Raw genomic sequence first — 12,056 nt, 5'->3', positions numbered from 1 at the left:
CCTGCCAGAAGCATGGATCAAAAAGGATGGCCCCGCGGGGCAGGGCCATCCTGAATGCGTCAGTTGGACTCGGCGGCGATCGCAGCGCGAGCGGCCTCGACCAGGGCGGGACCATCGACGCCGATGGCTTCCATTTCCTTATACCAGGCGTCGTAGGCGGGCTCAGCCGCAGCGATCCAGCGGGCGGTCTCGTCAGCGTCGAGCTGAACGATGTTGTTGCCTGCCTGGACGGCAAGGCTGAGGCCGGTGGCATCGCCGTTGTCCATCACCCGGCCAAACTGGCGCGACAGTTCAAGACCGGAGTGCTCGTCGATGATTGCCTTCAGGTCATCGGGCAGGTTGTTGTAGCTGTCCCAGTTCATGAACATGCCGAAGGTCTGGCTGTAGAGGCCATGCTCGCTGGTGAAGCCGGTGTGGTTCCGCACCAGTTCGGCGATACGCAGCGAGGGGGTCACTTCCCACGGCACGGTCGTCGCTTCGATCACGCCCTTCGACAGCGCTTCCGGCGTCTGCGTCACAGGCATGCCGACCGGTTCGGCACCAAGCAGCTGCAGCATGTTGGAGATGATGCGCGAGCCACCACGGACCTTCATGCCCTTGAGGTCTTCCAGCGAGTTGATCGGCTCCTGCGAGTGGAACAGGCCCGGGCCGTGCGTGTGAAGCGCCAGGACCTTGGTGCCGGCCACTTCGTCGGCGGCGTATTCCATCACGTAGTTGTAGAACGCGGCCGAGGACTGCTCGCCGGTGGTCAGCATGAAGGGCAGCTCGAACACTTCGGACTTGGGGAAGCGGCCGGGCGTGTACCCGAGAATGGTCCAGACGATGTCCACGACGCCGTCCTTGGCCTGGTCGTAGAGGTCGGCCGGAACGCCGCCGAGCTGCATCGCCGGGTAGTGTTCGAACGCAATGCGGCCGCCCGAAGCTTCCGTCACCATTTCCGCCCACGGCACAATCGCCTGGGCAGGGATGGTGGCTTGGGCCGGCAGCATCTGGTGAATGCGCAGGGTAACTTCCTGGGCAAAGCTGGTGGTGGACATGGCCAGGGCGGCCAGCGCACCGAGTACAAGACTGATCTTTTTCATAGTTCCTCCCTAAGGGTGACCGAGTGATGCCCGGTCCTTGACTCCCACACACCAGATCCTCAGTGGCGTGCCAGATAGCAGACTGGCGGCCGGCCGTTAAAACTTCGGCCGATCTGCCAGGGTGTTTCGGGTGAGGCGGCGCCGTGCAGTGCTTCGCAGTCCTGCCTGATGACACCAGACCCCAAACTGTTATGTTGTATAACAACGCCTTCAGATTGCAGCAAGCAGTCACCAACTCCGGAGAACAGCATGTCGCCAGCAACAGCTGCAGCGAAACTGACGGATGAAGCCGGGGTCCAACTCGAGGAAAGCCTTGGGCTGATCGGTTACCGCCTCCGGCGCGCGCAGCTGAGCGTTTTCCAGCGGTTCGCGGCAGTCTTCGAGACGCTGGCTATCCGGCCTGCCGAATACGCCGTGCTGGTGCTGGTGGACGATTCACCCGGCCGCAAGCAGAGCGAGATCGCAGCGGCACTCGGGATCAAGCGGGCCAACTTCGTTGCCCTCGCCCAAGGCCTAGAAGCCCGGGGGCTGATCGAACGGCTGAACATTGCGAGCGATCGGCGCGCCAATGCACTGCATCTGACGCCGGTGGGGCGCAGCTTTCTCGCTCGAGCGCGCGCTCTTCATGACGAGCTGGAGCGAGAGTTCATCGAGCGACTGGGCGGACCAGCCAAGCGCGAGCAGTTGCTTGACCTGCTGCAACGCCTGACTTGATCGTCACCTCGATTAATCAGGTCGATAGCCCACGTCGATGAGGGCACGTCCACCGGCCAGCCGTGACACGCAGGCGCAGAGGCGATCACCATGGCTCTTCTCCTCGGCGGAGAGGAAGACGTCACGGTGATCTATGGTGGCGCTGGTCTCGACGACCTTCACCGCGCAAAGCCCGCATTCGCCGCGCTGGCAGTCGAAGATCATCTGCACGCCCGCAGACGTGAGCGCCTCCAGAAGCGTCTGATCCGGCCGGACTGACACTGAGATGTCGCGGTTGAGCACGTCGACGGTAAACGCCTCTTCGGCAAAGAGCCCGCTGTCGCCGAACACCTCGTATCGCAAACGACTGGTGGAACGGCCTGCTGCCGCCCAGGCGGCCTTCGCGGCCTCCAGCATCCCAATTGGCCCGCAGAGGTAGCACTCCGCATCGGGCGGAAGATTTGCAAACTCTGCCGCGAGATCGATGTGCTCCCCAACCGAGTTGTCACGCAACACCAGCCGGTCGCCGAGGAGTTCGGTCAGTTCATCGGTGAAGGCCATCAACCCGCGGGTCCGCGCGGCATAGACCACACGCAGCGAGCAGTTCCGCGCCGTCAGCGCCTTGGCCATCCCATAGATGGGGGTGATGCCGATCCCTCCTGCAAGAAGCAGGTAGTGGTCGGTGCGGAAACTCAGCTCGAAGCGATTTTCCGGCACTGTCAGCCTGACCGGTTGTCCTGGCTCGAGGCCCCACATGTAGCGGGAGCCGCCGCGGCTCTGCGGATGCAGCTTTACCGCGACAGCGATCTCGGAGGGCGCGGAGGGCACGACCGTATAGGTGCGGTTGGCCGCCTGTCCGCCGATTTCAACGCGTACATTGGTGTGGGAGCCCGGATCAAACCGCGGCAGGCTCCCTTCCACTGCAAAGGCGATGCGCCGCACATCGTCGGCAACGGCGCGGATGTCCGACACGCGGGCATTCCGCCACTCTACCCGGTTGCGCATCTAGCACGCCTCCCTGCCTACAGCGCTCATTCGGCCGCACTGCGCATGGCAGTTTCCTCGGCAATCATGCGGTCGATCAGGCGGCGGGCCCACATCGAGCCGGCGTCGATATTAAGGTTGTAGATGACGTGGTCCGGGTTGGCGTCGATTGCCTTCTGCTGCGCCTCGAGAATGATCTCGTCCTCGCCGAAAATGGCGTAGACACCCTCGCGCAGGTTGTGAGTGCGGGCCTGCTCGTCGATCTTGTAGTTGCGGGCGAAGGCCCAGAAGTAGTGGCAGGTCTTGTCCGTTTCCGGCGTCATAGTGTTGAGCACCATGCCGTTCACGCCCTGGCTCCGGTCTCCCTGTGGGGCGCCAGTGCCGGTCGGCGCCACGCCCACGTCGATGGCAATGGTGGATGGGGCCTCGAAGTTGATGATCTGCCAGCGATCGACATTGCCCGGCTTGCCCAACTGACCCCGCCAGAATGGGGGAGCGTCGATGTCCAGCATCCAGCGCGTCACCGTCGCCGTCTTGTCGGTGTGCGTGCATTCGAAGGGTGCTTCAGCCACCGCGCGGTTGCCGATCGACGATCCGTGCACATAGGTCTCGTGGGTGAGGTCCATCAGGTTGTCGACTACGAGGCGGTAGTCGCACTTGGCGTGGATGTACTTGCCATCCGAGGCCCATTCGGGGTCCTTGTTCCAGTGCAGATCCGGCACCAGCGCAGGGTCGGCGAGTGCTGGGTCACCCATCCAGACCCAGATGAAGCGGTGACGCTCCACAATGGGGTAGGACTTCACGCAGGCCGAGGGATTGATAGTGTCCTGCGACGGCATGTAGACGCAGCGTCCGGTGTCATCGAACTCAAGGCCGTGATAGCCGCAGATGACGTTGTCGCCGTGCAGTTCCCCCATGGAGAGCGGCAGCAAACGGTGCCAGCATGCGTCCGCAAGAGCGACCGGCGTCCCGTCCTGCTTGCGGTAAAGAACCACCGGCTTGTTGCAGATGGTCCGCGGCAACAGGCTGCGCTTGACCTCAACATCCCACGCAGCTGCGTACCACACGTTCAGTGGGTAGTTCGGGTTCTCCATGTGATCTCCTCCTCACATTGCTATGATGTATAACATTGTGGAACGAGGGAGCCTAGAGGGGGAGCGCCACGATCAGGCGGGCAGGCCTGTGTAATTCTCCGCAAGGCTCTGCTGGGCGGCGACCGAGCCGCTGAGATAATCGAACTCGGCCCGCTGGATACGGCGGCCGAACGGGCCATTCTCCGGGAAGGTGTGCAGCAGCGATGTCATCCACCAGCTGAAGCGCTCTGCCTTCCAGATTCGTGACAGCGCCTTGGCCGAATAGTTGTCCAACCCGGCGGATGAGCGCTCGGCATAGAACTCGATCAGCGCATCGGCCAGCATGGCGACATCGCTCATGGCCAGATTCAGCCCCTTGGCTCCGGTAGGCGGCACGATGTGGGCGGCGTCACCAGACAGGAACAGTTTGCCGAAGCGGAGCGGTTCGGCGACGAAACTGCGGAGCGGCGCGATCGACTTCTCGATCGACGCACCGGTCTGCATCGCTTCGGCTGTAGCCGGATCGAGGCGCCGCCGCAGCTCATCCCAGAACCGATCATCGCTCCAGCTCTCGACCTTCTCGTCCGCCGGCACCTGCACATAGTAGCGGCTGCGCGTCGGAGAGCGCTGCGAGCACAGGGCGAAGCCGCGCTCGTGGTGAGCATAGATGAGCTCTTCGGCCACCGGTGGCTTGTCGACCAGCACGCCGAGCCAACCGAAGGGGTAGACCCGCTCGAATGTCGTCAGCGCGTCGGAGGGTATGCTGGCGCGGCTGACGCCGTGGTATCCGTCGCAGCCGGCGATGTAGTCGCAGTCGAGGCGGTGGGTGACGCCGTCCTTTTTCCACGTGACCCAGGGTTGGCCATCGAAATCGTGCAGTTCGACGTCTTCGGCCTCATAGACCGATGTGGCGGTTCGCGCGGCCATCAGGTCGCGGGTGACCTCGGTCTGCCCGTAGACGGTGACATGGCGCCCGACCAGGCCGGTGAAGTCGATGCGCAGCCGGTCCCCGTCGAAGCTCAGGTCGGTGCCATGGTGCACCAACCCTTCGCGGTGCAGGCGGCCGGCCACTCCGGCCCGCTGCAACAGCTCGACCGAACCCTGTTCGAGAACGCCGGCGCGGATACGGCCAAGGACATAGTCGGCGCTCTTGCGCTCGAGAATGACATTGTCGATTCCGGCCAGGGTCAACAACTGCCCCAGCATGAGGCCGGCTGGGCCTGATCCGATGATTGCCACCTGCGTGCGCATCATTTCCTCCCCCTCTTGCATGTTAGGATGCACGGACAGGGGCGGGCTTGAATGGACTCGGCACACAATCTCTTGCACTATCTGAACATGCAGGAGATTCCCACCTACGCCCTATACGGCGAAGCGGCAGGCGAGCGGCAACAGGATTGGCTGCATTGGGAAACCATCCAGGCCCGCAGCCGCCTGCACGATTACCGCATCTCTCCGCACCGGCATGACCGGTTCCTGCAGGTACTGCATCTGACCTACGGCGACGGAGAGGTGGTGCTGGATAGCCATCGAACGGCGTTGCTGCCGGAAAGCGTGGTGGTGGTGCCTGCCGGAACGGTGCACGCCTACAGCTTCAGCCGTGACGTGCGCGGCGTGGTGGTGACCCTGATCGAGCGAGACCTCGAAGGGTTGGGCCTGCCCCGCCCCGAGGCCGCTGTTGTGACGGGAGAGTGCAGTCAGATCGGAGCGGCGCTGCAGCGGCTGATAGAGGAGGCGGACCGGCCCGGCGTTGCGCATGACGTCGCCATGCGCGCGCATCTGATGCTGCTGCTCGTCGCTTTGCGTCGCGTCGTCAGGAGCGATGTCCCAACTCAGGGCGGTGTTCGCAGCCGCCAGATCGCGCATGCCTTCCGCGATCTCGTCGAGCACCGCTTTCGACAGACCCGGCGCGTTTCCGACTATGCAGCGGATCTGGGAGTCAGCCACACCCATCTCAATCGGGTCTGCCGGGAAGTCTTCGGCCAGGCGGCGCTTGCCGTGATCGAGCAGCGCATCGCCGTGGAGGCGCGGCGGCAGCTTTTGTTCACGACGCTCACCATCAAGCAGATCGGAGCGCAGCTCGGCTACGATGATCCGGCCTACTTCACCCGCTACATGACCCGCCTGTTCGGGGTGTCCCCTGCCCATCTGCGCCGGCAAATCCTGAAACGCTAGTCGTCTTCGCCCCGCAACTCGCGGGTGACGTTGCGCACGGCCTGCATCAACTCGGTGGCGGCAAGGCTCGGCGCGGTGTCGATGCGGGTCGTGAAGCCAACCGGGCCCATGGTTTCGCTGGTGTCGACGGGCAGCACCGCCAGTTGCCCCTCGGCGAGGTCGTTGGCCACCACGCCCTCCGAGATGATCCAGATCGCGTCGGTCTGGCGAACATAGGACCGGCCGAAGGCGTTCGACACCGTTTCGATCTCGGTGCGCAACTGCGTCACGCCCTGGGCAAGGAGAATGCGTTCGACCAGCGGCCGTATGACGGAGTCGGGCGTCGGCATGAGAGTCTGGTAGCCTTCGATCATGCGGAGGCTGAAATCGGGCTGCTGCAGCACCGGGTGACCCGGACGAACCGCCAGCACGACGCGCTCAGAATAGAGATGCTCGAAGGCGAGCCCCACCATGGCGTTCGGCTCCGCCATGCGGCCGATCACCAGATCGACGTCACCGGTGCGCAGGAGCGACAGCAGATAGCCGTTTGGTCCGGTGACGATGCGCGTGACGGCGCCGGTGGATTTTTCGGAGAAGGCCCGCACCGCCTCGGGCAGCACCCGCGCCGACACCGTGGGTAGGGCGCCGACACGCACGACGGTTGCTTCACCGACTCCGCGGGCCGCATTGATCCCCTGCCGCAGGGCCGCCAGGCTGGTGGAGGCATATTGGAGGAACACTTCGCCGAAGGTGGTCAGGGAGAGCCGGCGCCGCGTGCGGTCGAAGAGCTGGCCCTCCAACAGCGCCTCAAGTTCCTGGATGGTCTTGGTGGCGGCAGGCTGGCTGACGTTGAGGGCCTCGGCCGCGCCGGCCATCGAGCGCCGTTGCGCCACTTCGAGAAAGCACACGATGTGCCTCAGCCGGATGCGCGGATCGATGATGGGCTTGCTCATGCCGTTGCCGGTTATGTGTTGCTGCCGATCCGGCCCAATGGTCGGCTTGGGACCGCATCTCGATAATCTCAGGGTTATGTGTCTCCGGAGACATATCATTTTACAGTCCCGACGCCATCCCTCTAGAACTGCCGCGGAGGGGGATCTCATGGCTTTTGCTCGCATCAACGATGTCGTGCTGCATTATCGGCTCAGCGGGCCGGCCGATGCGCCGCTGCTGGTGTTCGTGAACTCGCTGGGCACTGACCTGCGCATCTGGGATGACGTAGTGACCCATCTTGCCGGCCGGTACCGCTGTCTAACCTATGACAAGCGCGGGCATGGCCTCAGCGATACGCCCCCGGGGCCGTACAGCCTCGACGATCACCTGGCCGACCTCGAGGGGCTGCTTGATCATTGTGGAGCCGGCAAGCTCGTTCTGATCGGCGTCTCGGTGGGAGGCCTGATCGGCCAAGGCTTCGCGCTCCGCGCACCCGGACGACTGGTGGGGCAGGTGCTTTGCGACACCGCTCCCAAGATTGGCGACGCCACCTTCTGGAATGCTCGCATGGATGCCGTGACGCAGGGCGGGGTCGCCGCCATTGCCGATGCCATCATGGAACGTTGGTTCAGCCCGGGTTTCCGCAGCGGCCGCCCCGTCGAACTCGCCGGCTGGCGCAACCTGCTGCTCCGGTCGGACCGCGAGGGCTATGTGAGCACCTGCGCCACGCTGCGCGACACCGACCTCAGCCGAGACATCGGCAGGATCGATCGGCCGACGGTGGTCGTCGCAGGTGACGCGGATCTGGCGACGCCGGTCGAACTCGTACGCGCTTGTGCTGACGCCATCCCGCGCGCTCGTTTCGAGGTGATGGCGGGAGTGGGTCACGTTCCCAGCATCGAACAACCTGCGGCGCTGGCGGACATCATCAATCGCTTTCTTGAGGAGCTTGGCCATGGCTAAATCGCCCCTGTTCGAGCGCGGCATGGTCACGCGGCGTGCCGTGCTGGGCGACAAGCACGTCGATGGTGCGACGGCGCGAAAGACCGATTTCGACGATGACTTCCAGACCCTGATCACCGAGGGTGCCTGGGGATCGGTATGGTCGCGGCCGGGGCTCCCGCGCCGCGAGCGTTCGCTGCTGACGCTGGCGCTGCTGGCGGCGCTTGGACACGAGGAGGAATTTGCGATGCATGTGCGGGCGACAGCCAACACGGGGGCGACAGCCGAAGACATCAAGGAGGCGCTGCTGCACGTGGCGATCTATGCCGGCGTGCCCGCTGCAAATGCGGCCTTCCGCATCGCCAAGCAGGAACTGGCCAAGCTTCAGGAGGCGGCGGAATGAGTGGAATCATCTTGCCGGGAGCAGACGGGATTCTGTTCCAGCGCGACCGCGCGTGGCATCCGCAGGCGGACACGCCCGGCTACAAAAGCACAACCTTCCGGGCGCCCAAGCACAGTCTGCTGGCGCTCGGCCCGACGCAATCGGAGATGACCGGGCCGACCTTCGGTCACGAAAAGCTGGGTCCGCTCGACAACGACCTGATCCGCAACTTCAGCCAGGACGGCACCGAGGCTATCGGGCAGCGGATCATCGTCTATGGGCAGGTTCTGGACGAGAATGCGCGGCCGGTGCCGAACACGCTGGTGGAATACTGGCAGGCCAATGCCGGCGGTCGCTATCGCCACAAGAAGGAAGGCTATCTCGCCGCCCTCGATCCGAACTTCGGCGGCTTCGGTCGGTCCATCACCGACGAGAACGGATTCTACCACTTCCGCACGATCAAGCCCGGCGCCTATCCGTGGCCCAATGGGGGCAATGACTGGCGTCCTGCCCACATCCACTTCTCGGTTTTCGGCCATGCCTTTGCCCAGCGGCTGATCACCCAGATGTATTTCGAGGGTGATCCGATGATCTGGCAGTGCCCGATTGTTCGCACCGTTCCGGACCCGGCTGGCATCGACCAGCTGATCGCCCGGCTCGATCGGCACAACACCACCCCGATGGACGCGCTGGCCTATCGCTTCGACATCGTGCTGCGCGGTCGTCGCTCGACCATGTTCGAGAACAAGCTGGAGGGGAACTGATGCTGCACAAGACGCCGAGCCTCAGGGAAACGCCGTCGCAAACAGCGGGCCCCTATGTTCATATCGGCATGACGCCGAATTTCTGCGGCATCACTGGTGTCTATTCCGCCGATCCGGGCGCCACGATGATCAACGGCGCTGTCGAGGGGGAGCGGATCGCGCTCGCCATTCGCATCATCGATGGTGCGGGAGCTCCTGTCGGCGATGGTGTCGTTGAAATCTGGCAGGCCGATGCGAACGGCAGCTTCGTTGCACCGATGTCGCCCAACAGCAATTCCGTGCCGGCCTTCACCGGCTGGGGCCGCCAGCCGGCCAACGAGCAGGGGGTCGCCGCCTTCGAAACCATCAAGCCCGGCCCGGCGCCTGGGCCGAACGGGTCGCTGCAGGCCCCGCATGTGCTGCTGTGGATCGTCGCTCGCGGCATCAATATCGGACTGCAGACCCGGCTGTACTTCGCAGACGAGGCCGAAGCCAACGCTACGGACTACGTGCTCAACCGCATTCCCGATCCGCGTCGGCGCCAGACGCTGATTGCGCAGCGTGAGGATGGTGCCGTGCCGCGCTACACTCTCGACATCCACCTGCAGGGTGAAAACGAGACGGTGTTTTTCGACGTATGAGCATCCTATCGGCCCTCACCGGTGACGACGAAATCGCAGCGCTCCTGTCGGATGCGGCACAGGTCGACGCCATGGTGCGTTTCGAAGTGGCCCTGGCGGACGCTTCGGCCGAAGCCGGGCTGATCGCCGCCGAAGCTGCTGCTGCCGTTGCTGGTGCGGCGGCAGGGTTCGAAGCGGATTGGGCTGACCTTGCAGAGGGCATGCGGCGCGACGGTGTGGTTGTGCCTGCCTTGGTGAAGCAGTTGCGGGCGCATCTGCCCGAAGAGCATCGGGCTGCGCTCCACCAGGGGGCAACGAGCCAGGATGCGATCGATACGGCGCTGATGCTGCAGCTGGCCAAGGTGCTCGATGTGCTGGAACAGCGCCTCGCCGCCGTGCAGTCGCGACTGGATGCACTTCGGGATGAGCATGGCGCCCGCCCGCTGATGGCCCACACGCGGATGCAGGCGGCGCTGCCGACGACATGGTCCGACAAGTTCCGCAGCTGGAGCGAGCCTCTGGTCCGCTATCAGGCGGCCCTTGTCGCTGCCCGCCGCACCCTGCTTGTAGTGCAACTGGGCGGCCCGGTCGGCGATCGTGGCAGCTTTGCGGGCAGGGGAGACACCATCGCCCGCCTGCTGTCGCAAAAGCTCGACCTCGGGTTGGCTTCACCCTGGCATGCGACGCGCGACCCGGTCGTTGCCTTTGGCTCCCTGCTGGCGCTGATCAGCGGTTCGCTAGGCAAAATGGGGGCAGATATCGCCTTGCTGACGCAGTCGGAAGTTGCTGCGGTGCAGATCGCCGGCGGTGGGGGCTCCTCCGCCATGGCGCACAAGAACAATCCGGTCGCGGCCGAGGTGCTCGTGAGCCTGGCGCGATTCAATGCGGGTCTGTCGGGCACGCTCAACCAGGCGATGGTGCACGAGAACGAGCGCTCCGGCGCCGCCTGGACGCTGGAGTGGATGGTGCTGCCGCAGATGGCGGTGACTGCGGGGGCGGGTCTCCGCCTCGCATTGCAGTTGCTGGACCAGCTCCGGTTCGGCACCGAATAGAAGGACTGACGATGGACAAGACGGTTGCGGATGTCGCCGCCGCGGTGAACTGCATCGAAGACGGCATGACGGTGATGATCGGCGGGTTCGGCGGCTCGGGTGCCCCGATCGAGCTGATCCACGCCACCATCGACCGCTTCCGGCAGACGGGAAGCCCGGGCAACCTCACGGTGGTCAACAACAATGCCGGCAATGGGCGTGTGGGGCTGGCGGCAATGATCGACGCCGGCATGGTGCGCAAGATGATCTGCTCGTTCCCACGATCGGCAGACCCGCGCGCCTTCACCGACAAATACCTGGCCGGCGAGATTGAACTCGAGGTGGTCCCGCAGGGCACGCTGGCCGAACGCATCCGCGCCGGTGGGGCGGGGATTCCTGCCTTCTACACGCCGACCAGCTACGGAACCGATCTGGCCAAGGGCAAGCCGACGGCGGAGTTCGACGGACGCATGTATGTGCAGGAGCGCTGGCTCAAGGCCGATGTGGCGTTGATCAAGGCTGAACTGGCGGACCGCATGGGCAATCTCACCTATCGTGCCGCGGGGCGCAATTTCTCGCCGCTGATGGCGGCCGCCGCGGCGGTGACCGTGGTGCAGGCCAGCCGGGTCGTTTCACCCGGTGAGATCGATCCGGAGCACGTCGTCACGCCCTCGATCTTCGTCGACAGGGTCGTAGAGGTGCCGAATGCCCGGCAGGAAGAGGACCTGATGCGCGAGGGCGTGGCCTATGTCTGACAAGCTCTCCAACGCCCAGATCGCCTGGCGCGCCGCGCAGGACATCGAGGACGGCGCCTATGTCAATCTCGGGATCGGCTTTCCGGAGATGGTCGCCAAGTTCCAGCCGCCGGGCCGGCAGGCGATCTTTCACACCGAGAACGGCATCCTGAATTTCGGCGAGTCACCGCCGCCGGGCGAGGAAGACTGGGACCTCATCAATGCCGGCAAGAAGGCGGTGACGCTGAAGCCGGGTGCAGCCTTCTTCCACCATGCCGACAGCTTCGCCATGGTGCGCGGCGGGCATCTCGACGTCGCCATCCTGGGCGCCTTCGAGGTGGCGGAGAATGGCGATCTTGCCAACTGGTCGACGGGGCCGAAAGGCGTTCCTGCGGTCGGCGGTGCGATGGACCTTGTTCATGGCGCCAAGCGCGTTGCCGTCATCACCGATCACCTCACCAAGGATGGCCGGCCCAAGCTGGTGAAGCGCTGCAGCCTGCCGCTGACCGGCGTCGGCTGCGTCACCCGGGTCTATACGAGCCTTGCCGTCATCGACATCGAGAATGGCCGCTTCGTCTTGCGCGAGAAGCTGGCGGGCATGAGCGTGGATGAACTCCAGGCACTCACCGGAGCCGAACTCGTTCTGCCCGACCATATTGGCGACCTCGTCGCCCCGGAGGTTTGA

At 64.5% G+C, this 12,056-nt stretch carries 14 protein-coding genes; 9 read left to right on the top strand and 5 right to left on the bottom strand.

Features of this window, described 5'->3' with window-relative positions; genetic code table 11:
* Nucleotides 1-59 precede the first annotated feature (59 nt).
* Nucleotides 60-1,082, bottom strand: a complete 1,023-nt coding sequence (locus tag ACFSX5_RS04840; RefSeq protein WP_386832158.1) for a TRAP transporter substrate-binding protein — start codon at nt 1,080-1,082, stop codon at nt 60-62.
* Between the two features lie 249 nt (nt 1,083-1,331).
* On the opposite strand from ACFSX5_RS04840, the gene ACFSX5_RS04835 reads away from it, so the two are divergent.
* Nucleotides 1,332-1,796 carry a MarR family winged helix-turn-helix transcriptional regulator gene (locus ACFSX5_RS04835; RefSeq protein WP_386832157.1) on the top strand — a complete coding sequence of 155 codons (465 nt, stop codon included), beginning with the start codon at nt 1,332-1,334 and terminating at the stop codon, nt 1,794-1,796.
* A gap of 12 nt (nt 1,797-1,808) precedes the next feature.
* Here the strand turns inward: ACFSX5_RS04835 and ACFSX5_RS04830 are convergent, their stop codons facing one another.
* From ACFSX5_RS04830 to pobA, 3 genes are all read right to left on the bottom strand, one after another.
* Nucleotides 1,809-2,747 carry a PDR/VanB family oxidoreductase gene (locus ACFSX5_RS04830; RefSeq protein WP_386832156.1) on the bottom strand — a complete coding sequence of 313 codons (939 nt, stop codon included), beginning with the start codon at nt 2,745-2,747 and terminating at the stop codon, nt 1,809-1,811.
* Nucleotides 2,748-2,806: 59 nt separating this feature from the next.
* Nucleotides 2,807-3,853, bottom strand: coding sequence for an aromatic ring-hydroxylating dioxygenase subunit alpha (locus ACFSX5_RS04825; RefSeq protein ID WP_386832155.1), 1,047 nt, complete (start codon nt 3,851-3,853; stop codon nt 2,807-2,809).
* A gap of 72 nt (nt 3,854-3,925) precedes the next feature.
* Nucleotides 3,926-5,083, bottom strand: coding sequence for a 4-hydroxybenzoate 3-monooxygenase (pobA, locus tag ACFSX5_RS04820; RefSeq protein ID WP_386835579.1), 1,158 nt, complete (start codon nt 5,081-5,083; stop codon nt 3,926-3,928).
* Between the two features lie 72 nt (nt 5,084-5,155).
* On the opposite strand from pobA, the gene ACFSX5_RS04815 reads away from it, so the two are divergent.
* Nucleotides 5,156-6,007 carry a helix-turn-helix domain-containing protein gene (locus tag ACFSX5_RS04815; protein WP_386832154.1) on the top strand — a complete coding sequence of 284 codons (852 nt, stop codon included), beginning with the start codon at nt 5,156-5,158 and terminating at the stop codon, nt 6,005-6,007.
* Here ACFSX5_RS04815 and pcaQ read toward each other — a convergent pair.
* Complete coding sequence (gene pcaQ, locus ACFSX5_RS04810; protein WP_386832153.1) at nt 6,004-6,939, bottom strand: pca operon transcription factor PcaQ; 936 nt, start codon at nt 6,937-6,939, stop codon at nt 6,004-6,006. The two genes, ACFSX5_RS04815 and pcaQ, sit on opposite strands and share 4 nt — an antisense overlap.
* 148 nt (nt 6,940-7,087) lie before the next feature.
* On the opposite strand from pcaQ, the gene pcaD reads away from it, so the two are divergent.
* The 7 genes from pcaD to ACFSX5_RS04775 are packed head-to-tail and all read left to right on the top strand — an operon-like array spanning nt 7,088 to nt 12,056.
* Nucleotides 7,088-7,882 carry a 3-oxoadipate enol-lactonase gene (gene pcaD, locus ACFSX5_RS04805; RefSeq protein WP_386832152.1) on the top strand — a complete coding sequence of 265 codons (795 nt, stop codon included), beginning with the start codon at nt 7,088-7,090 and terminating at the stop codon, nt 7,880-7,882.
* Nucleotides 7,875-8,264 (top strand): 4-carboxymuconolactone decarboxylase, encoded by a 390-nt coding sequence (gene pcaC / locus ACFSX5_RS04800; RefSeq protein WP_386832151.1) that lies wholly within the window; start codon nt 7,875-7,877, stop codon nt 8,262-8,264. Before pcaD ends, pcaC begins: the two co-directional genes overlap by 8 nt.
* Nucleotides 8,261-9,007: a protocatechuate 3,4-dioxygenase subunit beta gene (gene pcaH, locus ACFSX5_RS04795; RefSeq protein ID WP_386832150.1), complete on the top strand. Its 747-nt coding sequence runs from the start codon at nt 8,261-8,263 to the stop codon at nt 9,005-9,007. The genes pcaC and pcaH overlap by 4 nt, the downstream gene beginning before the upstream one ends.
* Nucleotides 9,007-9,627 carry a protocatechuate 3,4-dioxygenase subunit alpha gene (gene pcaG / locus ACFSX5_RS04790; RefSeq protein ID WP_386832149.1) on the top strand — a complete coding sequence of 207 codons (621 nt, stop codon included), beginning with the start codon at nt 9,007-9,009 and terminating at the stop codon, nt 9,625-9,627. Before pcaH ends, pcaG begins: the two co-directional genes overlap by 1 nt.
* Nucleotides 9,624-10,658, top strand: a complete 1,035-nt coding sequence (locus tag ACFSX5_RS04785; protein WP_386832148.1) for a 3-carboxy-cis,cis-muconate cycloisomerase — start codon at nt 9,624-9,626, stop codon at nt 10,656-10,658. The genes pcaG and ACFSX5_RS04785 overlap by 4 nt, the downstream gene beginning before the upstream one ends.
* Nucleotides 10,659-10,669: 11 nt before the next feature.
* On the top strand, nt 10,670-11,392 hold the full coding sequence (locus ACFSX5_RS04780) for a 3-oxoacid CoA-transferase subunit A (RefSeq protein ID WP_386832147.1): 723 nt from the start codon (nt 10,670-10,672) through the stop codon (nt 11,390-11,392).
* A complete protein-coding gene (locus ACFSX5_RS04775) occupies nt 11,385-12,056 on the top strand; it encodes a 3-oxoacid CoA-transferase subunit B (RefSeq protein WP_386832146.1) in 672 nt (223 codons plus the stop codon). Before ACFSX5_RS04780 ends, ACFSX5_RS04775 begins: the two co-directional genes overlap by 8 nt.

This window comes from Devosia albogilva (assembly GCF_042685625.1).
In the GTDB taxonomy this organism is placed as follows: Bacteria; Pseudomonadota; Alphaproteobacteria; order Rhizobiales; family Devosiaceae; genus Devosia; species Devosia albogilva.
Note: the sequence above shows the minus strand (reverse complement) of the source record. Positions and strands in the feature narration are given on the sequence as shown.